General features: G+C 56.9%; 22 protein-coding genes. 11 read left to right on the forward strand and 11 right to left on the reverse strand.

Features of this window, described 5'->3' with window-relative positions; all coding sequences use genetic code 11:
* Positions 1-669 precede the first annotated feature (669 nt).
* The 5 genes from FY156_16820 (at position 670) to FY156_16840 (ending at position 5293) form a co-directional block, all read left to right on the forward strand.
* On the forward strand, positions 670-2196 hold the full coding sequence (locus FY156_16820) for an IS21 family transposase (protein UXS03236.1): 1527 nt from the start codon (positions 670-672) through the stop codon (positions 2194-2196).
* A complete protein-coding gene (locus FY156_16825) occupies positions 2186-2998 on the forward strand; it encodes an ATP-binding protein (GenBank protein UXS03237.1) in 813 nt (270 codons plus the stop codon). Before FY156_16820 ends, FY156_16825 begins: the two co-directional genes overlap by 11 nt.
* A 57-nt stretch (positions 2999-3055) precedes the next feature.
* Positions 3056-3865, forward strand: a complete 810-nt coding sequence (locus tag FY156_16830) for an alpha/beta fold hydrolase (protein ID UXS03238.1) — start codon at positions 3056-3058, stop codon at positions 3863-3865.
* Between the two features lie 86 nt (positions 3866-3951).
* Positions 3952-4518 carry a YgjV family protein gene (locus FY156_16835; protein UXS03239.1) on the forward strand — a complete coding sequence of 189 codons (567 nt, stop codon included), beginning with the start codon at positions 3952-3954 and terminating at the stop codon, positions 4516-4518.
* A 43-nt stretch (positions 4519-4561) separates the two neighbouring features.
* Positions 4562-5293, forward strand: a complete 732-nt coding sequence (locus tag FY156_16840) for a response regulator (GenBank protein ID UXS03240.1) — start codon at positions 4562-4564, stop codon at positions 5291-5293.
* Positions 5294-5537: 244 nt separating this feature from the next.
* On the opposite strand, the gene FY156_16845 is transcribed toward FY156_16840, so the two are convergent.
* The 6 genes from FY156_16845 to FY156_16870 all read right to left on the reverse strand — a co-directional run bounded on the left by FY156_16845 (position 5538) and on the right by FY156_16870 (position 10824).
* The gene (locus FY156_16845; GenBank protein ID UXS03241.1) at positions 5538-6131 is read right to left on the reverse strand and encodes an NAD(P)H-dependent oxidoreductase; all 594 of its coding nucleotides are present in this window, start codon (positions 6129-6131) and stop codon (positions 5538-5540) included.
* A gap of 49 nt (positions 6132-6180) precedes the next feature.
* Entirely contained in the window at positions 6181-7116 is a 936-nt protein-coding gene (locus tag FY156_16850) for an alpha/beta hydrolase (protein ID UXS03242.1), read from the reverse strand.
* 110 nt (positions 7117-7226) lie between these two features.
* Complete coding sequence (locus FY156_16855; GenBank protein ID UXS03243.1) at positions 7227-7775, reverse strand: cupin domain-containing protein; 549 nt, start codon at positions 7773-7775, stop codon at positions 7227-7229.
* Between the two features lie 107 nt (positions 7776-7882).
* Positions 7883-8098, reverse strand: a complete 216-nt coding sequence (locus FY156_16860) for a hypothetical protein (protein ID UXS03244.1) — start codon at positions 8096-8098, stop codon at positions 7883-7885.
* 25 nt (positions 8099-8123) lie between these two features.
* On the reverse strand, positions 8124-9698 hold the full coding sequence (locus tag FY156_16865; protein UXS03245.1) for an MFS transporter: 1575 nt from the start codon (positions 9696-9698) through the stop codon (positions 8124-8126).
* 4 nt (positions 9699-9702) lie between these two features.
* Positions 9703-10824: an HlyD family secretion protein gene (locus tag FY156_16870; protein ID UXS03246.1), complete on the reverse strand. Its 1122-nt coding sequence runs from the start codon at positions 10822-10824 to the stop codon at positions 9703-9705.
* A 92-nt stretch (positions 10825-10916) separates the two neighbouring features.
* Here FY156_16870 and FY156_16875 point away from each other — a divergent pair, with 92 nt between their 5' ends.
* The gene (locus tag FY156_16875; protein ID UXS03247.1) at positions 10917-11819 is read left to right on the forward strand and encodes a LysR family transcriptional regulator; all 903 of its coding nucleotides are present in this window, start codon (positions 10917-10919) and stop codon (positions 11817-11819) included.
* A gap of 49 nt (positions 11820-11868) precedes the next feature.
* Here FY156_16875 and FY156_16880 read toward each other — a convergent pair whose 3' ends face one another.
* Positions 11869-12945 carry an alkene reductase gene (locus tag FY156_16880; protein ID UXS03248.1) on the reverse strand — a complete coding sequence of 359 codons (1077 nt, stop codon included), beginning with the start codon at positions 12943-12945 and terminating at the stop codon, positions 11869-11871.
* Between the two features lie 101 nt (positions 12946-13046).
* Between FY156_16880 and FY156_16885 the strand changes: the two genes are divergently transcribed.
* The 3 genes from FY156_16885 to FY156_16895 all read left to right on the forward strand — a co-directional run bounded on the left by FY156_16885 (position 13047) and on the right by FY156_16895 (position 16310).
* Positions 13047-13925 (forward strand): LysR family transcriptional regulator, encoded by an 879-nt coding sequence (locus FY156_16885; protein UXS03249.1) that lies wholly within the window; start codon positions 13047-13049, stop codon positions 13923-13925.
* A 61-nt stretch (positions 13926-13986) separates the two neighbouring features.
* Positions 13987-14907: an SDR family oxidoreductase gene (locus tag FY156_16890; GenBank protein ID UXS03250.1), complete on the forward strand. Its 921-nt coding sequence runs from the start codon at positions 13987-13989 to the stop codon at positions 14905-14907.
* Positions 14908-15005: 98 nt separating this feature from the next.
* The gene (locus FY156_16895; GenBank protein UXS03251.1) at positions 15006-16310 is read left to right on the forward strand and encodes an NAD(P)/FAD-dependent oxidoreductase; all 1305 of its coding nucleotides are present in this window, start codon (positions 15006-15008) and stop codon (positions 16308-16310) included.
* A gap of 262 nt (positions 16311-16572) precedes the next feature.
* Here FY156_16895 and FY156_16900 read toward each other — a convergent pair whose 3' ends face one another.
* The 3 genes from FY156_16900 to FY156_16910 all read right to left on the reverse strand — a co-directional run bounded on the left by FY156_16900 (position 16573) and on the right by FY156_16910 (position 18993).
* Positions 16573-17376, reverse strand: a complete 804-nt coding sequence (locus tag FY156_16900) for an SDR family oxidoreductase (protein UXS03252.1) — start codon at positions 17374-17376, stop codon at positions 16573-16575.
* A 221-nt stretch (positions 17377-17597) separates the two neighbouring features.
* The gene (locus tag FY156_16905) at positions 17598-18362 is read right to left on the reverse strand and encodes a pirin family protein (protein UXS03253.1); all 765 of its coding nucleotides are present in this window, start codon (positions 18360-18362) and stop codon (positions 17598-17600) included.
* 37 nt (positions 18363-18399) lie between these two features.
* Positions 18400-18993, reverse strand: a complete 594-nt coding sequence (locus FY156_16910; protein UXS03254.1) for an isochorismatase family protein — start codon at positions 18991-18993, stop codon at positions 18400-18402.
* A 112-nt stretch (positions 18994-19105) separates the two neighbouring features.
* Here FY156_16910 and FY156_16915 point away from each other — a divergent pair, with 112 nt between their 5' ends.
* Positions 19106-19996 (forward strand): LysR family transcriptional regulator, encoded by an 891-nt coding sequence (locus FY156_16915; GenBank protein UXS03255.1) that lies wholly within the window; start codon positions 19106-19108, stop codon positions 19994-19996.
* A 483-nt stretch (positions 19997-20479) separates the two neighbouring features.
* On the opposite strand, the gene FY156_16920 is transcribed toward FY156_16915, so the two are convergent.
* Positions 20480-20899, reverse strand: coding sequence for a MarR family transcriptional regulator (locus FY156_16920; protein UXS03256.1), 420 nt, complete (start codon positions 20897-20899; stop codon positions 20480-20482).
* Positions 20900-21071: 172 nt separating this feature from the next.
* Here FY156_16920 and FY156_16925 point away from each other — a divergent pair, with 172 nt between their 5' ends.
* Positions 21072-22892: a chloride channel protein gene (locus FY156_16925; GenBank protein UXS03257.1), complete on the forward strand. Its 1821-nt coding sequence runs from the start codon at positions 21072-21074 to the stop codon at positions 22890-22892.
* Positions 22893-22921: the final 29 nt, after the last annotated feature.

Below are 22921 nucleotides of genomic sequence, written 5' to 3' on the forward strand. Positions count from 1 at the left end.
AGAGCCTTCTTGGTACTCTAGCAGAGTTGCTTCAATGGCAGCGTGTAAGTGTAACCAGGGAACGGTGAGTCGCATTCGCCTTCGTAAATTTGGCGTTAGACAAGCAACCGATCAGCCCTGCCGTGAAGGTGAAAATTTAAGGACATTAAGCTCTTGAGATAAATCGAACAGCCGTTCTCCAGATGATGACTGTCGTGGAGTTCATGAGACTGGCAGCAATCACCCCGACGCGTCAATGCACCGATCTCCACGAGTTGCTGAAGGTCGCGTGTTGCTGTGGCGCGGGATGTGCCTGTGATCGAGATGTAGTTTTCGGCACTTAGCCCAACTTTGAAGCCTGCCGTGCCCTCCTTGAAGATACGCGCGACTACCGTTTCCTGCCGTGGTCTAAGAACGGGTAAGACGTCAATCTATCAACGCCCACAACGCGGTGCTGGACAGGACAAAATGTCTCCATCGTTCAGTTCCGTTTCCTAGACTCTCGAACGGAATCGAATAGAGAACCCGCCATTTTGCAGGAAGAGGCCGGATCCCCTAACCTGCAAAGCGGCATGAAGTGTTGATTGCCACTGAGAACTGACCCGGCGTGGCCTGATATTTCCATTGAGAATTGACCCATGTTCCAACCTTCCCTCGCATGTTTTCAGCGGGGGCTATGGAGTGATCGACATGGCGTTATTGAGCGTGATCCGACGCTGGCATTTTCGAGAAGAACTATCGATCCGGGAGATTTGCCGCAGGACCGGCCTATCCCGGAATACCATTCGCAAATACCTGCGCCTGGACGGCGTGGAGCCGAAGTTCAAGGTCCCGGAGCGGCCGAGCAAGCTTGATCCTTTTGCCGATCGGTTGTCGGCCTGGCTGAAGACCGAATCGAAGAGAAACCGCAAACAGAAGCGGACGATGAAGCAGTTACATGCCGATCTGATGAGCCTTGGCTACGGGGGCTCCTATAATCGGGTAGCGGCCTTTGCTCGGGAATGGCGTGATGATCGGCAGAGAGAATTGCAGACGACGGGCCGCGGGACATATGTGCCTCTGGCGTTCGATCCCGGCGAAGCCTTCCAGTTCGACTGGTCGGAAGATTGGGCGATCATCGGCAATGAGCGCACCAAACTGCAGGTGGCGCACACGAAGCTGAGCTACAGCCGGGCCTTCATCGTGCGAGCCTATCTCCTGCAGACGCACGAGATGCTCTTCGATGCCCACAATCATGCATTCCGCGTGTTCGGTGGCATCCCCGGACGCGGCATCTACGACAACATGCGGACCGCGATCGACAAGGTCGGCCGCGGCAAAGAGCGTGACGTCAATGTTCGCTTCCAGGCGATGGCCAGCCACTACCTGTTCGAACCCGAGTTCTGGAATCCGGCTTCAGGCTGGGAGAAGGGACAGGTCGAGAAGAACGTTCAGGACGCGCGTCATCGTCTGTGGCAGCCCACGCCGCGCTTTCCATCGCTGGATGCCCTGAACGACTGGCTCGAGCAACGCTGCAAGGAGTTCTGGGCACAGACCCCGCACGGTCAGATGCGTGGCACCATTGCCGACATCTGGGCGGAGGAAGTACCCGCGCTTATGCCTGTTTCCAGACCTTTCGATGGGTTTGTCGAATACACCAAGCGTGTTTCTCCGACCTGCCTCGTGCATCTGGAGCGCAATCGCTACAGCGTGCCGGCGTCCTTCGCCAATCGGCCGGTGAGCCTACGGGTTTACCCGGACCGTGTTGTGGTCGCCGCAGAAGGACAAATCGTTTGCGAGCATCGTCGCGTCATTGACCGCTCCCACGATCGGCCAGGGCAGACGATTTACGACTGGCGGCACTATCTGGCAGTCGTGCAACGCAAGCCAGGCGCTCTGCGTAATGGTGCACCATTCGTCGAACTTCCCGATGCATTCCGGGCCTTGCAACAATATCTGCTCAAGAAGCCAGGCGGAGACCGGGAGATGGTCGATATCCTGGCACTCGTCCTTCAGCACGATGAACAGGCCGTCCTGTCGGCAGTCGACATGGCGCTGAAGTCCGGCGTTCCGACCAAGACGCATGTGCTGAACCTGCTGCATCGACTTGTCGACGGCAAATCCTTCACGCCGCCGACCATCGATGCGCCGCAAGCCCTGACGCTCATCAACGAGCCTCAGGCCAATGTCGAACGATACGATGCCCTGCGAAAGACGGAGGCTCGCCATGCGTCATAATCCAGCAAGCGGCGCGATCGTCATCATGCTGCGGCAACTGAAAATGCACGGCATGGCACAAGCCGTCGGCGAGCTGACTGAGCAAGGATCGCCGGCGTTCGAGGCTGCCGTTCCGATCCTGTCGCAGCTCTTGAAAGCAGAGACCGCGGAACGGGAAGTTCGCTCGACGGCCTACCAGCTCAAGACGGCACGCTTCCCTGCCTATCGTGATCTGAATGGCTTCGATTTTACCAGCAGCGAGATCAATGAGGCGCTCGTGCAGCAGCTTCATCGCTGCGACTTCCTGGACGACGCAAACAACATTGTTCTGGTCGGTGGCCCCGGCACGGGCAAGACACACATTGCCACCGCGATCGGTGTCCAGGCCATCGAGCATCACCACAAACGGGTTCGGTTCTTCTCAACAGTCGAGCTGGTCAACGCGCTGGAACAGGAGAAGGCGCAAGGACGGTCCGGCCAGATCGCCAATCGGCTCGTCCACTCCGATCTCGTCATCCTCGATGAGCTCGGTTACTTGCCGTTCAGTGCATCGGGCGGTGCTATGCTCTTCCATCTGCTCAGCAAACTCTACGAGCGAACCAGCGTCATCATCACGACGAACCTCAGCTTCAGCGAATGGGCCAGCGTCTTCGGTGATGCCAAGATGACCACGGCATTGCTCGATCGGCTTACCCATCATTGCCACATCCTTGAGACCGGAAACGACAGCTTCCGCTTCAAGAACAGCTCCGCGCACGACACCAAAACGACAAAGGAGAAAACGAGGAACTTGACCACGACCGCAGACCCGAAACATACCTAAAGGCGGGTCAATTCTCGGTGGAAACGCCGGGTCAGTTCTCAGTGGCAATCAACAGACATGGGGTCCGGCGAAGTGGTCGTGCTGGGCCATAGCTATCTCTGGTCGGCCGAAATGTGGATCCCGCAGATCCAGTCACTTTCCCGGCGCTACCGTGTCATAGTCCCTGAACTGTGGGCACATGGTCAAAGCGCTGCCATGCCGGCCGGCACCTCCGACCTGCGACAGGTTGCCCAGCATCACCTCGCTCTGCTCGATGCACTCGATATCAAAAAGTTCGCGATCGTGGGCCTCTCGGTCGGCGGAATGTGGGGAGCGGAGCTCGCCTTGTCCCACCCGGAACGGGTCACCGCACTGGCTCTACTTGGCACCTATATGGGAAGCGAGAAGTTGGAGACACGTTCTCGATACTTCTCTATGCTGGACACAGTTGCCGCTTTGGCAGCAGTACCCGACCAGATCGTCGAGGGCCTGCTGCCGCTATTCTTCAGTCCGTCGAGCTCCCGCGATCGCCAAGGCCTTATCGAGGGCTTTCGCACCCGGCTGCGCCAGACCGACCGCCAGCTTCTGGTCAACACGATCATCCCGCTCGGTCGGATGATCTTCGCTCGACGGGATGGACTTGACGATCTTCGTCGTCTCGAGAAGCCCGCATTGGTGATGACCGGTGAACACGACCTGTCGCGACCACCCGAGGAAGGTCGACTTATGGCGCAGATCCTGAACTGCGAATTTGTCGAACTGCCGGGTGCCGGCCACATCTCGTCACTCGAAGTGCCGGATCTGGTCACCCGTATCCTTCTTTCATTCCTCGCTGCCGCACTTGCCGCGGTCGCTCAACAGGACAGTCCGCGCGCACGCTCGATCTGAGCGAAAGCGGATGACCGATCATCTTCATGTTTTGTCTCCCTTCGCGCGATAGCGCGCGGGGAGCAACGCCGACTTTGTGAGCAGCCATGTTTCCCATCAACCTCGACCTGCAACTCTCGACAGCAGCGGCCATTTTTGGCTCCGTATGCCTGATGATCTGGCCATTGTTTCGCAGCCGGACGACCATACTAACGGTACAGATCGGAATCGGCATTGGCTTCGCCCTGCACTATGCTTTGCTCGGAGCAATGACCGGTGCATTGGCAAATCTGCTGGGGACAGCACAGATCGGCATCGCGCTCGTTGTCGCCAACGCCCGCGTCGGGCGCATGCTTACATTCATACTCATCGGTGCAATGCTCGTGTTACCGCTGATGACCTGGAATGGGCCCGCCTCTCTTTTCGCCGCAGCCGGATCGGTGCTGATTGCGATAGGCCGGGCCCATAGCCAGGAACTCATGCTACGGGTTCTAATCATGGCCGGCACTGCCCTTTGGCTCGCACACGACATACTGATGATGTCTCCAATCGCCTTCATCGATACAGTAAGCCTTGTGGTCAGCATGTTCGGGCTGTGGCGCTTGATCACGCACAACAATGCAAGTGATCGCGAACGGATGAGCGCCGACGGCCGGCTGGTTCCACTCAAGTGAAGGGTTCATCCCGCATTTCGGCAACAAAAGCAGTGGAATATCGATGTCAGAAAACCGCAACAGGGCCAGCGTGCTGGTGATCGATGACGATCCCGCATTGGGGCAAATGCTGGTCGCGTACATGCGCAAGAGCAACATCGTAGCCGAGCATGTCGGCACCCGCGAGGAAGCATTCATCGCTTACGAGAAGTTTGATCCCGACCTTGTCGTACTGGACCTACAGCTGCGAAACGACGATGGCTTGGATATACTGCGCGAATTACGCACGCGTACCGATGTTCCGGTCATCATCATCACAGGCCATCGCCTAGATGAAATCGACCGCGTGGTGGGACTGGAACTGGGAGCCGACGACTATCTTGCAAAGCCCTTCGGCGTGCGTGAACTTCTAGCTAGGATTCGTGCAGTACTGCGCCGTCGCTCGGCAGGCCTGACCAACCCTAAGCGCAAGGCAGAAAGCGGGAAGTGGCGCTTCGAAGGCTGGGAACTTCGCTTGCGAACGCGACAACTGATGAACCCCGAAGGGTTGCCGGTCGTTTTGACCAAGAACGAATATACGCTCCTGGTCGCCTTCCTCGAGGCCGCCGGCCGCCCTCTCACCCGCGAGCATCTTCTGCAGGCGACGAGAGTGCATGAGGATATCTTCGACAGGAGTATCGACGTGCAGATTCTGCGCCTCCGACGCAAGCTGGAACAGGTGGCCAGTACGCCACGGATCATCAAGACGGAACGCGGTGTTGGTTACACTTTTGCCGTTCCGGTGGAGCGGGTGTGAGCACATCTGCGTCCCTAATGTCTTGAAAGGATACGAACCGTAGACCCGCGGTGCAATTTGTCTAACCCTCTGGAACTCTGAAACTCTAAAAAATAAAGCATTGTCCGCCGTAAGCCACGTTATGGACCTCGGTAATGTTCTGGAAATGAGCGAGGGATTTGGAAAACAGACCTCCACAGATCCATGATTTCGGACCAAAGATGCGGAACGGGATATGTCCCGCACTCCACCGGCTTATCGAATACTACAGCTTAACGCTCTTGGCTGCCATTGTGGCTTTCGCCCACCAGATTAACTCCTCAAGTGCTGCCTTCGCCGAGTGAAGCAGATTTGCCTCGATATCTTCAATGGCCTTGTCGCCACCTCGCGGCATAATCGCCATGAAGTCGCCGCCGGCGATATGGACCGCAGACCGTGTGGAAACCATCTGCAGTTCAGTCCCGATCGCCCGCAGGTGTTCGACGGCACGCGCCGCGCCGACACCGCCATAGCCGATAGCAGTGAAAGGCTTTCGGTTCCATTCCTTGTATGCTTGGTCGAGGGCGTTCTTCAGCGCGCCCGTGATGGAATGATTGTATTCGGCAACGACGAATATGTAGCCGTCGAAGCGACCAATGGTTTCCTGCCAACGAATGGCTTCCGGGTTCTGGCTCGGCATCCAGAGGTTCGATGCCATTTCGTCGAAGAACGGAAGATCATGGTCGCGAAGATCAACAATCTCCACGTCGATATCGCCAATCGCCTGCGCCTGCTTGAGCATCCATTGGGCTGGCTTGTCGGCGAGCCGCGTAGGCCGGGTGGAGCCGATGATAATTGCGATCTTTGGTCTGGAAGTCATGAGTTTTCCTCTTGTGCGTCGAATTGGGTTTGTGGGGCTACGGCTCAGATCAGTTATCGACGGGCGTCAGAAATTTTAGCAGAGCATCGAGAAGAGCTTCGGGCTGCTCCTCGGCCGGATAGTGACCGCAATCCGGGATGATAACGGATTCCACGTTGCTCGCGACTGTACGCAACTCGTTCTCGACCATCGGACCGCATGCAAGGGCCCCGGAGAATGCGAGAACCGGGATACTGATCATCGCCTCCTTGCGGCGACGATACTGCGGGATAGACTGATCAATTGCGCGGTAGTAGTCGAAGCTTGCCTTGAGCGCGCCAGGAACCCGGCGGAGGGTCTCGATATAGAACTCCTTGCCGTAGGCAGGATACTTCTCCGTAGAACCCGACTTCGTGTCGAACTGGTAGCCGAAATAAAGGTCCTCACGACCTTCGACGAGGCGTTCGTTGACGCCGAGCGCGCGGTTGAAGTTGAAGTGCCAGAGGAAATCGCTGACCCAGCGGTCGTCACTGAGCAGCGGCGGCGACGGCGACAGGCCGGGGACGATGGCTTCGCCGAGAGCGATGCGCTCGATGCGATCCGGGCGGTCGGCGGCCATCACGTAACCGATCCACAGACCGACATCATGTCCGACCATCGAAAACTTCTCGTGACCGAGCGCGTCCATAAGGGCGAACATGTCGGCAGAAAGAGTGTCGGCATCGTAGCCTTCGGAAGGCTTTTCGGACAGACCGACACCACGAGGGTCTACGGCAATGACCGTGAAATGCTGGCTGAGCGGAAGCATAAGGTAGCGCCAGGCAAACCAGTTCTGCGGCCAACCACCGAGCAGGAGGAGTGCTGGCCCCTGCCCGCCGATAACTGCATGAAGTCCGATGCCGTTGGCATCGACACGATGGCTGCTGAACACGTCGCGGAAGCCATTGGGGAGTTTAGGCACCCCTGTCACAGAACCGAAGCCGTCCAGTGGTCTTGTCTTGGTCATGGATATCACTCTCTTTGATACGCGTGTCGAAGCGCTCGTCCTTTCGGTCGAGTTCAATACTTCGGCGATTGATAGGTTGATCGGCAGGCCGTCGCGGACCTGTCGGGCGATTACTTGGCCGTAAGAAACTCGGTCCGATACTTGAGCGCCAGAGAATCAGCGAGCTTCTTCTTTTCAGCCTGCGTGACAGCGTCGGGCTTGGGAGCCGGAGACTGACGATCAGGAATGCGGTCGGCGATCGAAAGGAAGAATTCTTCCTGTCCCGCAGGTGTGCACATGCAGAGCATATGCGCCATCTTTCCGGATCGGTTGGCGAAACGGTGCGGGGCTTTGGCGGGGATGTTCACGGTCGCTGGTGCGCGGATGGTCTGCGTTTCTCCGCGGAAGGTGAATTCTAGCTCGCCTTCGAGCAAAGTGAACATCTCTTCGAAGTCATGCCTGTGCGGAGGCGGTCCGCCACCATCAGGGACGAGCATATCGATCAGGGTGTAACGCCCTTCCGTTTGCTCGCCTGATACCAGGATGGTGTAGACGTTACCGGCTTGCGAGATGTGAGGGATCGATGGGTCGTCCGGCAACACGACAGTCAGCGAACGGTTAAGATCGTCCGCCGGAAGTGGTGTATCTGCGGGGATGGTCGTGATCGAATGGTCGGTCATGCATTTTGTCCCGTTGTTTCGAATATGAATGTATCACTGGCTTGATAATGCTCAAGATTCGAAATATGCCGTTCTCGTGTTCCGGAATTGGAACACTATGCCTGCGATCACGGGTTCCTTCGTGTGTGGTTGAACCAGTCCTCGACTCTTCTGTACATTTCCGCTGATTCGTCCTTTTCTGATAGAGTAAGGTCCATCAGAAACCTCGCCGCCGCGACTGCCCTTGCATCGGAAATTGCGAGGTCGTGTTCAGTGCAGAACTGATCAAGTATGCGGCGAACGAGCATCAAGGAAGCACCATGAAACTCTGGTGTCTGAGCCATACTTCTCTCCTGACATCTTGAGAGGTTACGCCGTCAGCGGCCCCTTTGGCGCCTTGCTAACGAAGGCTAGAATCACGAGTCCCCCGAGAGCGCAGAAGAAAGTCAGCCAGAACGCATCTATGTAGGAGAGCACGTTAGCCTGCTTCTGGACCTGTTGCGACAGGACCGCCGTGGCACGGCTCTGTGACAACGCTGCTCCCGCACCTGCCATCTTGTGGGCCAACGCTGCCAGTGCCGAGACCGAGGCCTCCGATCCCCGCTCGACATTCAGTCCCGTGAGATAGGAATGAAACTGCTCTCCCTTACGAAGATAGGTCGTCATCAAAGCCTGCGCCGTCTGGGTTCCTAGTAGCCTGATGACCTGGATATAGGCGGCGACCGCGATCGCCTTCTTGGGGTCACCATTGGCGACCGTGAGCACGATGATGGGCAGAAAGGTGAGGATGTGTCCCGCCCCCTGAAGCACGCACATCGTCCGGAAGCTATCGCCGTTCCAGTCGGGCGACAGGCCCGTGCCGATGAGCGATGCGCCAGCGAAGCAGCACAGTCCCGTGAAGAGCAGAAAGCGACCATCGGTGCGATGCATTGCCCAGACAGCGATCGGTGTCATGAGCATAAGAGGAACGCAGACCCAGGTGACCAGTGTGGCACCGATCTGTTCCGGACGTAGCCCGGCGACTGCCGTCAGATAGTTCGGGACCAGAGCCGAATTCGACATGCTGCTCATGAGATAGAACAGAGCGACGGACAGGAGAAGGACGACATTGCGCGCTCCGATCGCACCCAGATGCGCCCATGGCCGCTCGACAAGCATCTCGTTCACGAAGAACGCCGCGATCAGCACTATGCCGCCAACAAACATCGATATCACGATCCCGTTCTCAAACCAGTCGAGACGATTGCCTTGATCCACTGCGACAAAGAGCATCGCCATGCCCATGCCGAGAAACAGCATGCCGCCCCAGTCCGCATGACGGACGAGGTCCATGTTCACGTTCTCCCGAGGCGCGCCCTTAAAAGCGAGAAAGGCAAGCAGCGGAGCGAGGACGACATCTTGCCAGTAGAGATATTCCCAGCCGAAATGCTGGACATAGAAGTCGAGGAGCGCCGTGCCGGAATTCACGGTGAAGGCGCCTCGAAAGGCATAGATCGCAATCGCGGTGATCCACCACTTCATCGGAAGGTTCCGGAAGATGATCATCAGGGTCGCCGGAACGAAGACACCCAGAAGCGACCCGTGGATGACATGCAGAACGGCGAGTGTCGTAAAGTCTCTCGTGAATGGGATCATCAGCGAGATCGTGGCGTAGATCAGGGCGGGGCCGACCATCACACGTCGGATGCCGAACGCGGCGGCCAGCCATGCCACAGCGGGTGCGAACACCATCTGGGGAGCCGTCGCCAGCGTACTTAGCCAGGAACCCTCGTCAAACCCTAGACCGAAGGCACCGCGCAGGTCTACAAGCCCGATTCCGAACAGGCGGCTATGAAAGCCGACCATGAACGGACCGAGCAGAACGGCACAGACGGCAAGGATCGGGTGATGAGTTTCCCGCCCTGTGCTCCGGAACGGGAGGACCAGCTTCAGAATTTCGCCCATGACATCAACGGCCTTCCGAGCCAACCGAAATCGTGACTACGGCCGACATGCCGGATCGCAGGTGTTCCAGCGTCGGCGAAGCCTCAAAATCGATCCTGACAGGTACACGCTGGACCACCTTGGTGAAGTTGCCGGTGGCGTTGTCTGCGGGAAGCAACGCAAACTGCGAACCGGAGGCTGGAGACAGACGTGTAACGTGACCTTTGAAGGATTCGCCGGGCAGTGCATCAACTGTCACGGTCGCCACCTGACCTTCCTTCATCCTGGAAAGCTGGGTCTCCTTGAAGTTGGCGATCATATAGACATCAGGAAGCGGGACGATCGAGATCGAGTTTGTCCCCGCCGTGACATAGTCGCCGACATGGACCTGGCGTTCGCTGACCACACCATCGAAAGGCGCAATGATCCTGGTGTAGGACACCGAAAGATCGGCAGTCTTCAGGGCCGCTCGTGCAGCTTCCACGTTGGCTGTAAGCTGATCGGCCTGACCGCCGATGTATTCGAGCTGTGCCCGTGCCGATGCAACAGATGCCTCAGCGGCCAGTGCTGATGCTATAGTGGTTTGCACGGCGGCCTGTGCCTGTTCATTTTTCTGCTGCGTACCAACCCCCTTATCGGCAAGCGCTACCTGTCTGTCAGCCTCTGTCTTCGCGAGATCGGCATTGGCCTTCGCGACTGCTGACTGTGCTTCTGCCTGAGAGATTGCGGCCTTTTGGAGGGTCTTCTGGTTCTCCAAATTGGCAAGTTGTCCGATCGCTGCGTCAAGAGCCGCCTTTGCCTGCGCCTGCTTGGCGAGATAGTCAGCAGGATCGATCTCGACCAGAACATCTCCAGCCTTGACATGATCGAAGTCGCCAACGTTGATGGCGCTGACGTTTCCGGAAACGCGTGCACTGAGGCGGCTCAGTTCCGCACGTATATAGGCGTTGTCGGTTGTCTGCGTGTCGGCTCCTGCCATCCACCTGTCCCAGCGCTGTGAACTCACACCGACGAGCACCAGGACGGCCGTCACAACCGATAACGGGATCAGAAGCTTCGTGTAATCGCGGGCGGGCTTTGTTTGCGCGGTGTCTTGCTGCTGGACGGCGACGGCGGCCGGTCCTTTGTTCGGGGTGGGCTGGAGCATGGTTCTATCCTTTTTCCAAGACAGTAAGCACATTCCGGGATATCACTTCCAATAGCTTCTTAATCGCCATTAATCATCTGGAGTGATTACTATTGGAAACTGCAGGCATTCGTCATCCAGGCATCGAGCTTAGGCACTTCAGGTATTTCATCGCCGTGGCCGAGGAACTGCATTTCGGGCGAGCTGCTACTCGTCTGAACATTGTGCAGCCTGCCCTTACGGCGCAAATCAAGTCGCTCGAGAAGATTTTAGGGATCGAGTTGTTGGAACGGACGAAACGGAGTGTCCAACTGACCGAGGCAGGCCGCGAGTTCCTCCGGGAGAGCTACGCAGCATTGGCGCAGGTTGGATCGGCGCTCGATACCGTCAGGGATTTCGCCCGGGGCAAGACGGGAACATTGAGGCTGGGCTACGGAGCGAACGCGGCAATTGCTGGGCTGATCTCTTCGTCAATCAGGCGCTTCACGTCGGAATGGCCGAACGTCAACGTCACCCTGAAGGAGATGCCAAGCAGCGAGGTTTCCGATGCCCTGCTTCGTGATGACATCGATGTAGGATATGCGGCGACGACGGGGAAGGAACCGAAGGGTGTCACTTCGAGCAAGGTGGGATCATGGCCGTGGCTGCTTGCCGTGGCAGACAACCATCGACTGGCGGAAGCCGGGCATGCTAAGGTGGCCGATGTCTCCGGCGAAAACCTTGCCGTTTATGCCGAACCAGACGGTCGCTCGAACATCGCCGGAGTGATGACCTCTTTCCCGGATCTGGCACCTCAGCATGTCTACAGAACGAGCCACATCATGAGCCTGATGACCTATGTGTCCTCCGGACTTGGTGTCGCGTTCGTCCCCTCGCCCATGCAGTCCTTGAACTTCCGGGGTGTCGTCTATCTCGAAGTGACCGATCCCTTGCCGCAGATGGAAATGAAGCTTCTGTGGCGGACGGAAAGCGCGAGAGCGACAATAAGCAATTACATTGAGTGCGTTCAACTCTGATTGGAATACTGGCGCTCGAGGCAATAAAGACCAAGCGCCAGTGAAAGCGTCACACAGATTCAGCTACTTTCAGGTTCGGATAATCCGTGTATCCCTTCTCGTCACCACCATAGTAGGTAGACCTGTCAGGCTCATTGAATTCCGAGCTCTGCTGGAAACGCTTTGGCAAATCGGGATTTGCCAGAAACAACTCGCCAAACACCACGGCATCAGCCTTGCCCGCACCGATTGCGGCCTCCGCCGTGTCCTTTGTCAGCCCCGCACCCATCAGGTAGGGACCTTTGAAACGCGGCCGAAGCAGCGCGTGATAGTCTATCTCAGGAGTGCCCTGACGTGTGAGGTGCAGGTACGCAAGACCAAACTGGTTCAGTTCTTCCACAAGTTCCCAATATAGCGCTTGCGCGTTGTCATCGATAACGTCGTTGAAGTTCATTTCGGGGGAGATCTTGATCCCGACTCGGTCTCCACCGGCTTCATCGACCATGGCCGCCAGAACTTCAAGGACGAAGCGAATGCGATTGCGGATGCTACCGCCGTATTCGTCGGTGCGCTTGTTACTTCCATTCGACAGAAACTGCTCAGGAAGATATCCAGACGCAGCATGTAGCTCGACACCATCGAACCCTGCTTCCAGCGCCCGACGCGTGGTCGCCCGGTAGTCGGCGATAACTCCTTTTATCTCCGGAACGGTCAGCTCGTGCGGGGTAACGAATTCCTGCTGCCCAGTCGCGGTCCAGGTCTTACCTGCTGGTTTGATTGCAGAGGGGGCGACAGGAAGTGCATTGTACGGCTGCATCGATGGATGGGAGATGCGGCCGCAATGCATGACCTGCATAAAGATGCGGGATCCCTTTGCGTGAACAGCATCGGTCACCTTCTTCCAAGCCTCGACCTGAGCGTCGCTCTCAATGCCGGGGGTGCTGACGTAGCCCTTTCCGCTAGCCGACGGATAGACACCTTCGCTGATTATCAGCCCGGCACCCGACCGCTGACCGTAGTAGTCGGCGACATATCCGGCGATGACACCATCGCCATCACCTGCCCGAGATCGGGTCATCGGTGCCATGACAAGGCGATTGGAAAGATCGTAGCGCCCGACGCGTACGGGAGTGAAGATTTTGCTCATGGGAGAAGGTCCTGAATGTTTCAATCTTCACAAAATGGCCGCTCCACATACCGAATATAATAGGCCATATTGGAACTCATTGATCCATTAATGAGGCAACCATGGAATTGTTGAACGACATGGCCCTGTTCGTCGAGGTAGCAAAGGCAAAGAGCTTTCGGGGAGCGGCCCAAATTACCGGCGTTCCGAATTCGACGCTCTCGCGCCGTGTCGCTCATCTGGAGAAGACGATCGGCCTCCGCTTGCTTCATCGCACGACGAGACGGATCGAACTGACGGAAGCCGGGCTGATCTACTTCGAGCGATGCAGGCGGATCGTCGACGAGGCGAAGCTCGCACACGAGCAACTCGGCGAGATGCTGGAGCAGCCTACAGGATTGTTACGCGTGTCCTTCCCGGTTGAATTCGCGACGGGATACCTTGTCCCGATCATCGCCGAGTTCTCTGAAAGGTATCCCGGCATTACCTTCGACTTCGAACTTACCGAGCGCTCGGTTGACCCGGTCGCCGAACCGTTCGATGTTGTCATCCAAATGGGAGAACCCGGGACCTCGCATCTGATCGCACGACCATTGGCGCGCCTTAAACCATTCCTGTACGCATCTCCAGGCTACCTCGCTCTACGGGGCGAACCAAGGCACCCGGACGAACTCGGCCAGCACCAATGCCTATACTGGATGAGAGACAATGTCTGGAAACTTACCAACGGCAAAGAAACGGTTGAGGCCAAGGTCAATGGGCGGTTTCGACTGAACAGTGTCGCTCTCATCCGCGGGTTGGCTGCACTCGATAAGGGGATCATCATCCTTCCTGAAAAGGTTGTCGCGGACGAACTAAAACAAGGTAAGCTGCAGAGACTGCTCCCCGATTGGAGTGGTGCTCCGATGCCATTCTTCGCAATCACCGAGACGCGTCTCCTTCCTGCAAAGACGCAGCGGTTCATAGAGTTTCTGAAAACGAAGCTGAAAGACGATCTTTGATTGCTCCATAATTGGATCAGTTATTTCCGATCTTGGTCTGTTTGCTCCATTTATGCGGCGGATGATCGCAGGTATCTTTGCATTCGCGCATTCCGGGTCGCCAAGATGGCAGATCGTTGACGGAGACCGAGCCTCACAAAGGGCGGACGCGCGACGCCAAGTCGCTTTGCCTAGTCGGCATCGTGACCGCTGGTCGCCGAACGGATCAAGGAAGAAAACAGTGGTAGGAAGACTCCAGGATAAAGTTTGCATCATCACAGGAACAGGCGGAGGCATGGGCCGTGCAGCGGCTCTGATGTTTGCTCGTGAGGGGGCGAAAGTCATCGGCTGCGATGTTTACCCGGCTGGTGCGGAATCGATCGTAGAAGAAGTAAGAGCAGCAGGTGGTGACATGGTTTCGCTCCACCCTTGCAACCTCACCGATCCAGCGCAGTGCCAGGCCCTCGTCGATCTGGCGATCCAGACCTACGGCCGCATTGACGCTCTCTACAACAATGCAGCCATGGCGTATTTCGGATGGTTCGGCGAACTCTCCGACGAAGACTGGCACAAGACGCTCAATGAGGAGATCAACCTAGTCTATCTCCTGACGAAGGCGGCCTGGCCACACCTGAAGAAGAACGGCGGCGCGATCGTCAACACCGCATCCATCTCCGGCTGGCAGGGCCTCAAGACGCTTCCTGGCATTGCCCACAGCACCGCCAAGGGCGGCATTCTCGGGATGACACGCCACCTCGCCATGGAAGGTGGCAAGTTCGGCATCCGTGCCAACACCATCTCCCCTGGTGTCATCGAATCCAACCAGACACGTCCGCTTCTACAGGACAAGGAATGGGCTGACTACATGCTCGGCCGCGTCATGCTCGGCCGCCTCGGGAAAGTCGAGGAGATTGCGTCCATCGCGCTGTTCCTCGCATCCGACGAAGCATCCTACGTAACGGGTGCCGATCTTCTGGCCGATGGCGGCATGAGCGCCTGGTAATTCCAGGGGATGCGTCGAGCCAAACCGGCGCATCCCTTTTCAAATGCCGCGGTCCCGCCCGCTCGGCGCAGTCTTTAACAAACAACCTGGAAGACATAATGGCGGAACATAAGATCGTAGTCGTCGGCGGTGGCTTTGCCGGACTCCAGCTCGTCCATAAACTCAAAGGCGCGAAAACCAGGATCACACTGGTGGACAAGCGTAATCATCACCTTTTCCAGCCGCTCTTATACCAAGTTGCGACGACTGTACTTGCGACATCTGACATCGCCTGGCCTATCCGTCGGCTTTTCCGTAACCGTAAGGACGTCACGACCCTCCTTGACGAGGTCATCGGCGTGGATCGTTCCGAAAAGTCCGTCATGCTCCGTTCAGGCACCAAACTGCACTATGACACCCTTGTGCTCGCAACAGGTGCGCGCCACGCCTATTTTGGTCGCGATGACTGGGAAGATGCCGCTCCAGGTCTCAAGACCCTGGAAGACGCGACGACGATACGACGACGCGGTCTAGTAGCACTGGAACGCGCGGAGATGGCCCAGGACGATGCCGAGCGGGACGCTCTCCTAACCTTTGCCATTATCGGAGCCGGGCCAACGGGCGTAGAATTGGCCGGAATGATCGCGGAACTCGCAAAGCGAACCATGCCCAAGGACTTCCGCAACGTGGATACATCCCGTTCACGTGTGCTGCTTGTCGAAGCGGGACCAAGGGTCCTGCCTGCTTTCACCGACGATCTGTCAGCCTATACCAAGGCCACTCTCGAGGAGCTTGGAGTGGAGGTCAGGGTTGGCACGCCGGTCACCACAATCAGCAAGGAAGGGCTGACAATCGGCAGCGAGTTTATTTCTTCCCGGACAGTGATCTGGGCAGCAGGTGTCCAAGCATCAGCGGCAGCGAAGTGGTTGGGGATCGAAGCGGACCGCGCGGGGCGAGCAATCGTCAGCGGCGACCTTTCGGTTTCCGTGGATCCGGACGTGTTCGTAATCGGCGACACCGCATCGGTTATACAGGCGAACGGCAAACCCGTACCTGGGGTGGCTCCCGCGGCAAAACAGCAGGGCGAATACGTCGCCCAGGTTATCCGCGCAAGGTTGGCGAACAAGTCCGCGCCCGGCCCATTCAAATACCGTCATCAGGGCAATCTCGCCACCATAGGCAAGCGTTCCGCAGTAATTGATTTCGGTCGCTTCAAGTTGAAGGGGTCGTTAGCGTGGTGGGTCTGGGGCCTCGCCCATGTCTATTTCCTAATCGGGACGCGATCACGCTTCGCTGTCGCGTGGAGCTGGCTTTGGACACATCTCTCAGGACAGCAGAGCGCCCGCCTGATCACACAAAAAGAGAGCGCCGTAGTCAACGCGATCGAATCGACTTCGAGCGTGGTAACAAACCCGACGGGGTGATTTCTGGAATTCTGAACAACACGGACCTGTTCATCGAGGTCGCGCGGTTGATTAGTTTTCAATGTACGTCCGAGTCCCTTGGCATCCCGAACTCGACACTCTCAAGCCGGATCAGCGCCCTATAGAAGGCAACACGGAGACTCTTCTCCGGCCCACCAAGATGCAGCGCTTCATCGACTTCCTGAAAGCGCGCCTGAAATAGAAGACCCCGCCTGCCGTTCGGGCAGACGGGGTCCATAGTGATGAGAACTGGAGGCGGCCGTTATCGCGCCAGGTCACCTCCGTCCGCTGCGATGATGCTCCCCGTCACGAACCCGGCGAAATCCGAAGCGGCGAAGAGAACCGCCCGCGCGATATCGTCCGGCTGGCCAAGTCGACCGAGCGGAAGCGACTGACCGTACTTTGCCAAAGCTTCAGCGGCGGCGGGATCGATTCGCTTAGTGGCGACACCAGGCGTTTCTGTCAAAGTTGGTGCAACGGCAACGGCACGCAACCCTCTCTGTCCCAACTCAACTGCAAGGCTCTTCGTCAGGCCTGCGACAGCGTGCTTTGAAGCAACGTAATGGGCCGGGTTGGCACCGTTGCTAGAATTAAATGCAGCGGTCGAGACGATATTGACGATCACGCCCTTGTTGTCTTCCATCCGCAGGGCGGCTTCGCGTGCACCGTTGAATGTGCCGCGGACGTTGATGTCGAAGACGCGATCCCATTCATCGTCCGGGATCTGCAGAACAGGATTCGACGGGTAGATCCCCGCGCTGTTGACCCAGATGTTCAGTCGACCCGTCTTGGCCACTGCGAGATCTGCGAGTGCGGTGATGGACGCATGGTCGCCGACATTAAGCTTCGCGCCAATGTGCGCGCCGCCAAAGATCGAAAGTTCGGCAGCAGTCTCGCTCGCCTTGGCTTCGTCCAGATCGCCGATCACCAGGTCGGCCCCCGCCTCGGCAAGACGCTTGGAGATCGCACGACCGATGCCCGCGGCTCCGCCGGTCACAACGGCCGTGCGTCCTTTCAGGGAAATCAGGTCCGCCAGTGTGGCGTTGGTGTGATCGGTATAAGGCATGGAATGTCTCCTCTTGGATTTTTTATCGAGTAGATCGCGGTAGGACCCAGCCGATACCGCGCGTGGAGGCCGTACATCTGGTCGTTGCCAAAGGGTTCGGCATGCGCGATTGAAGTAAACCTCCCCGCAATCTTACTGAAGATCGGGTGCTGCGAGGGCGTTATAAAGCCTCCAGAAATGGGAATGACTGCTGCATTTCTGGAGCAATCATTCCTTTTCATTTAGCCGCTCATGGTGCCGTCGCGGGAAAACTGAGCGGTCCTATCTACGAGGAAGGTCACGACATCCGCCTCGGTCAACGCCGTGATACTGGCGTTCTCCTTGCCGCCACCGACCATGAGAGCGGTGTATTTGGCGACATGCATCTCGTCAGCCGAAACGACACCGTCGAAGACGTAGAACCACCGATCAAATCCATCACGTGATGGAAGGTCGAGCGTCTCTCCGGCGGCGAGATGTGCATCGTAGAGATAGACCTGCTGACGAACGAACGTAGGCGCTTCCGATCCGGCAGGGCCTGTTAGAAGCCGCCATTGGCCGTTCCGTTCCGCCTCTTTCAGTTCCACGAACTGCACTTCTGGTGTCATCTCCGAAAGTTGAGGGCGGACGAAGATTTGCAACATCTCGATTTGATCGTGGCCAACGACTTCTTCCTCGTGCGAGAAGCCATGCCCTGCATTCATCACCATCAACCGCCCTGACGAGAGAACTTCGCTGTGCCCAGCGGAGTCCGTGTGGCGCATCTGGCCGGCGCGCATGTAGCTGATGATCTCGTCGTTGCGATGCTCATGCATCCGCACAACCAGGCCAGGCTGAAGCCTGGCGTGATCGATGGTGCCGAGCCCGCCGAAGCCCGGATCACCTGCCCGTTCGAGGGTGATACCCGGACGGATCCGGCGGAGCTGGAAAGGACCATGCGCCCGCTGCTGATGGGTCTCGGGCGGCACGACCCCTGTTCCGGTGATCGAAGGTACCCTGATGTTCATTTCATTTCTCCTTGTCTGCAGCGGGCGCATTTTTTGGTTAGTGGCCGATCGGCGGCAGAACTTCAGTAAACAACAGCTGAATCAGCTTTTGGCCGTTTTCGGAGCCCCAGTTCTGCGCAAGCTCAGCGATCATGGTGTTGGTAGCCGTCAGGATCACACCTGCGTCCTGCATGCGGCGGCGGGACATGTCTTCGGACAGCTCGTAAGGCGAACCGGAAGCATCCATGACAGCCTGTACGTTGTAGCCTTCGCCGACGGCATCGATCGCCGGGAACACGAGGCACACGTCAGTGGTGACGCCCGCCATAATCAGGTTCTTGCGACCCGTGGCTTCGACAGCGGCCTTAAAGTTGGTATCCGTCCAAGCGTTGACGATGCCCTCGCGCTTGACTCGGTTCTCGAACTCAACCGGAAGGATTTCCTGGAGTTCAGGCAGTAAAGGTCCCTGCAGACGCTCTTCCTGGCTGGATGTCAGGATGGTAGGGATGCCAAGAATGCTAGCGGCTTTGGCAAGTGCGAGCGACATTCGCTTGGCTTGGGCGACATCAATGTTCTTGATGAGCTGCATCGTGCCAACCTGATGGTCGATGAGCAGGAGGGCGGAATTTTCGGCAGTAAACAGCTTAGACATGGCATGATCTCCTGTGCGTAGTTAAGCGTGATTGCTTAAAACAGAAGATAATCTTGAAACGCACGTCTCGGCAGACTTGAAAAATGCCAACTTCGTGTTCCATTTATGAAACATGAAAACATTCGATGACTTCGACGGGCTCGCTCTTTTTATTCGTGTTGCACAGGCGGGTGGCTTGGCTGCGGCCGAGCGCGCTACGGGCATTTCCAAGGCGACGCTGTCGCGACGGCTCTCCGCTTTGGAAGACAAGCTGAACGTCCGGCTCGTTCGCCGGACCAAGAAGGGTATCGTGCTGACCGAACATGGACAGCAGCTCTTCGACCGAAGCCACGACGCATTCATGCTCGCCGAAGAGGCAGTCGCCGAGGTTCAGGATGAGAAGGTCGCTCTGTCTGGTACTGTGAAGATGTCATTGCCGCCTGACATGGCGACTGAAATCCTCGCTCCGGCCCTTATCAACTTTAAGACGCGCTTTCCTGAAGTTGTCATCGACATGACGCTCGCCGACCGCCGAGTATCGCTGATTGAGGAAGGATATGATCTCGTTGTTAGGATGGGTTCCCTCGCCGATTCAGGTCTCATGTCTAAAAAGATCGCTAGTCTGCCAAGAACCTTGGTAGCCAATCCCGCCTTCCTAGCCAGCCATCCGAATATCAATCGACCTGAAGATCTCGCGAATGTACCCGCAGTGTCCATTCGCCGTGATCTGGTGGAATGGGATTTGCGTAACGCGGCGGGGCAGACTGCAACGGCACATCCCAAGATCGGATTTGCAGCTAACCGACAGACGATCCTGATCGATGCCGTCCTTGCAGGTCTTGGCGTAGCAAACCTACCGAACTTCATGATCGAGACAGAGTTGGCGACGGGCAGGCTCGCGCGGGTTCTGCCGGATTGGGACACGTCACCTGTGGAGATGACGGCACTCTGGCAGAAGGACAGGATCACCGGAAAGCTGATCAAGGCGATTGTGGCCGAGTTTGAAACAGCACTTGCGAAATGATCGGGGACTTACTTGTCGCCACCCGTGCAAGTGAGCATTTGGCCACCATCGGGCGCCGTTCAAAGACGTCCAAGTTGACAAGCTGTGAGGCTTGAAAAAGCGCTGTGTAAGTCAATTCTTCACCTATAGTCTGACGGTGCAAAGCCAGAGCGTTCTACTTCGATGCCACAGGGAAAGTTGTGACGAAATCTGTCCGGGTCAAGTCGCATCCCACTGGGGGAGGCGCGTCGTTTGTAGGTGGAAAAGTACAATGACTCGCAAGAATGTATTCTTCCCTAAGCTAATTCTTGTTACCAATTTGATATATATATATATATGGATAAAATAGATCTATTCGCGTGCGGGATATGCGGCCCCTTCCCCTCAACATGAGTACAGGTATTAGGCTGTATGGTCCTCTACATGCATCATAAGAAACCAAGTTTTCGCACCAGCCGTCGTGAACAAGCACACCGCCACAGCGATGCGTGTTGGCCCTTAGATTTAGGTCCGAGTGTCAGGCATCAGCCTCTCTAGTATCCTTATTAATTGGGGGGCCATCTCCCTGATCTCTTTCAAGTGGATAACGCTCAGGTCCCTCATTATGTCGTCCGCTTTTTTAGTGAGATGTAACGTCTGGCGTCGACGGTCGTTCGGGTCTGTTTCGCGGACAACGTAGCCTCCCGAAACAAGGCGATTAGAAAGCTCTGTCGCCGTATGCGGCGCGATGATCAAACGTTCCGCAAGGAGGCCCACAGTCATAACCTCCCCGAGCGCAAGGCCTTTGATCGCCAAGAGTGCCTGATGCTGCTGTGGCGGCAGACCCTGAGTCTGGGCTGCGGAGGTGCTAAACTCGGAAAACTTCCGGAGCGTATGTCGAAAAATCGCAAGCGTTTCATATTCCGACTGGGTTGGTTTATCCACGACACACGACCTTTCTTTTGAATCTCTTCCATTTCTTTATGGTTTGGGGTGGTGAATGCAATGCCTGGTTTAAAGCTGCGAGCAACTCAGCGGCCCTCATTGATTTATATCGTAATACGATGTAAATGGCCACGACCTTCGCATTGAAAACTCATTTCAAGGCCATTCGGCGATGAAAGAACCAGAACCTAACTTCGCGTCTCACGACTTCGTCGGCGGCCTATCCCGGCGCCAATCCGGTGACTTCACCACGGACAGACGAGTTCTTATTCTCATCGCGATGGCCGTTCTAATCGGCTCTGCAGGCGCTTTCGCTGCCTGGATCCTTGTCAGCCTCATTCAACTCGTGACGAACGTAGTCTGGATGGGACGCGTTAGTACTGACGAAGTGAGCTTCGCAAATATTCAGCCATCGGTTTGGATGGTCGCTGCTCCAATTCTAGGGGGAATTGTGATTGGGCTTATGGCTCGGTTCGGGTCGGAGAAGATCCGAGGTCACGGTATCCCTGAGGCTATCGAGGCCATTCTCATCGGTGGCAGTAGGATGTCTCCCAAAGTGGCGATCCTGAAACCGCTTTCTTCTGCGATCTCGATTGGCAGCGGCGGACCCTTTGGTGCGGAAGGTCCAATCATCATGACAGGTGGTGCCATTGGTTCCCTATTTGCCCAGTGTTTCCAAATGAGTTCTGCTGAACGCAAGACGCTTCTTGTCGCAGGTGCTGCTGCAGGGATGACCGCAATCTTTGGCTCTCCGATCGCGGCAGTCATGCTGGCAGTCGAACTTCTTCTCTTCGAATGGAAACCGCGCAGTTTTATCCCTGTTGCAGTCGCCGCTGCGGTTTCGGTCACGTGGCGCCCGTATTATTTCGATGCGGGTCCGCTTTTTCCGACCCAATTCGGATTTGATTTGCCTTGGTGGAGCCTTTTGCTCTGTGTCGTGCTTGGGATCGTTTCCGGTCTGCAATCAGGGCTCATGACGAAGTTACTCTACAAGATTGAAGATCTGTTCGAGACCCTACCGATTCACTGGATGTGGTGGCCCGCGCTCGGTGGCCTCGTAGTTGGTCTAGGTGGCCTGATCGAGCCACGTGCTCTCGGTGTGGGCTACGACATCATCGCTGATATGCTTGGTAATCACATCGTGGCGAAGGCCGTCATTGCGATCCTGCTGGTAAAATCCGGCATATGGTTGGTGGCATTGTCATCCGGCACCTCCGGGGGTGTGCTGGCGCCTCTCTTGATACTTGGAGGCGCACTCGGATATCTGGTTGGTCTGATACTTCCAGGCGAGCCTGGCATATGGGCTCTGATTGGAATGGCGGCGATGATGGGCGGAACAATGCGCGCACCGCTGACCGGAATATTCTTTGCCGTCGAGATCACGGGTGATCTCACCATGGCGGTTCCTCTGCTCATTGGAACCGTAAGCGCATATTCTGTCACCGTGTTGATGATGCGTCGCTCAATCCTCACGGAAAAGATTGCTCGTCGGGGCCAGCATATCACCCGCGAATACGGGATCGATATGTTTGAACACATGCGCGCGGGCGAAATCATGATCCGAAACGTCGATACCCTGCCTGCATCAATGGCTGTCGTTGATGCAATCGAGTTCTTTACGTCCACGGCCGACAAGCACCGAAGCTATCCGGTCACCGAAGCTGATGGAAAGCTGATCGGAATGGTCTCTCGCGCTGATATCCTACTCTGGCAGCAAAGCGATCTTGAGCCCAGTCTGACGCTTGCAAAAATTCTTGGCCAGAGGAGCTTCACCGTTGGCTATGAGAACGATCCGGTCGGACATATCGCCGATCTGATGCTGAGCGAGAATACGGGTCGGGTCGCAATTGTCAGTGCGTCGACTCGGATACTCGTCGGACTGGTTTCGCCCAAAGACCTGCTTCATTTGCGCCAAACATTCCGGACTGCGGAATGGGAGCGGCAAACGTCGATCGGGAGACCAACCAGAAGTGTCTCGCCGAGCACGACATAGAGCGTGTACCGCTGTTGTGCTGTGGGTGC

The organism is Agrobacterium tumefaciens (assembly GCA_025559845.1).
GTDB lineage: Bacteria > Pseudomonadota > Alphaproteobacteria > Rhizobiales > Rhizobiaceae > Agrobacterium.

Excerpts from the sequence above, each read along its gene's own strand:
- FY156_16820 (UXS03236.1), top strand. The coding sequence starts at position 670 with ATGGCGTTATTGAGCGTGATCCGACGCTGGCATTTTCGAGAAGAACTA.
- FY156_16825 (UXS03237.1), top strand. The coding sequence starts at position 2,186 with ATGCGTCATAATCCAGCAAGCGGCGCGATCGTCATCATGCTGCGGCAA.
- FY156_16830 (UXS03238.1), top strand. The coding sequence starts at position 3,056 with ATGGGGTCCGGCGAAGTGGTCGTGCTGGGCCATAGCTATCTCTGGTCG.
- FY156_16835 (UXS03239.1), top strand. The coding sequence starts at position 3,952 with ATGTTTCCCATCAACCTCGACCTGCAACTCTCGACAGCAGCGGCCATT.
- FY156_16840 (UXS03240.1), top strand. The coding sequence starts at position 4,562 with ATGTCAGAAAACCGCAACAGGGCCAGCGTGCTGGTGATCGATGACGAT.
- FY156_16845 (UXS03241.1), bottom strand. The coding sequence starts at position 6,131 with ATGACTTCCAGACCAAAGATCGCAATTATCATCGGCTCCACCCGGCCT.
- FY156_16850 (UXS03242.1), bottom strand. The coding sequence starts at position 7,116 with ATGACCAAGACAAGACCACTGGACGGCTTCGGTTCTGTGACAGGGGTG.
- FY156_16855 (UXS03243.1), bottom strand. The coding sequence starts at position 7,775 with ATGACCGACCATTCGATCACGACCATCCCCGCAGATACACCACTTCCG.
- FY156_16860 (UXS03244.1), bottom strand. The coding sequence starts at position 8,098 with ATGGCTCAGACACCAGAGTTTCATGGTGCTTCCTTGATGCTCGTTCGC.
- FY156_16865 (UXS03245.1), bottom strand. The coding sequence starts at position 9,698 with ATGGGCGAAATTCTGAAGCTGGTCCTCCCGTTCCGGAGCACAGGGCGG.
- FY156_16870 (UXS03246.1), bottom strand. The coding sequence starts at position 10,824 with ATGCTCCAGCCCACCCCGAACAAAGGACCGGCCGCCGTCGCCGTCCAG.
- FY156_16880 (UXS03248.1), bottom strand. The coding sequence starts at position 12,945 with ATGAGCAAAATCTTCACTCCCGTACGCGTCGGGCGCTACGATCTTTCC.
- FY156_16885 (UXS03249.1), top strand. The coding sequence starts at position 13,047 with ATGGAATTGTTGAACGACATGGCCCTGTTCGTCGAGGTAGCAAAGGCA.
- FY156_16890 (UXS03250.1), top strand. The coding sequence starts at position 13,987 with ATGATCGCAGGTATCTTTGCATTCGCGCATTCCGGGTCGCCAAGATGG.
- FY156_16895 (UXS03251.1), top strand. The coding sequence starts at position 15,006 with ATGGCGGAACATAAGATCGTAGTCGTCGGCGGTGGCTTTGCCGGACTC.
- FY156_16900 (UXS03252.1), bottom strand. The coding sequence starts at position 17,376 with ATGCCTTATACCGATCACACCAACGCCACACTGGCGGACCTGATTTCC.
- FY156_16905 (UXS03253.1), bottom strand. The coding sequence starts at position 18,362 with ATGAACATCAGGGTACCTTCGATCACCGGAACAGGGGTCGTGCCGCCC.
- FY156_16910 (UXS03254.1), bottom strand. The coding sequence starts at position 18,993 with ATGTCTAAGCTGTTTACTGCCGAAAATTCCGCCCTCCTGCTCATCGAC.
- FY156_16915 (UXS03255.1), top strand. The coding sequence starts at position 19,106 with ATGAAAACATTCGATGACTTCGACGGGCTCGCTCTTTTTATTCGTGTT.
- FY156_16925 (UXS03257.1), top strand. The coding sequence starts at position 21,072 with ATGAAAGAACCAGAACCTAACTTCGCGTCTCACGACTTCGTCGGCGGC.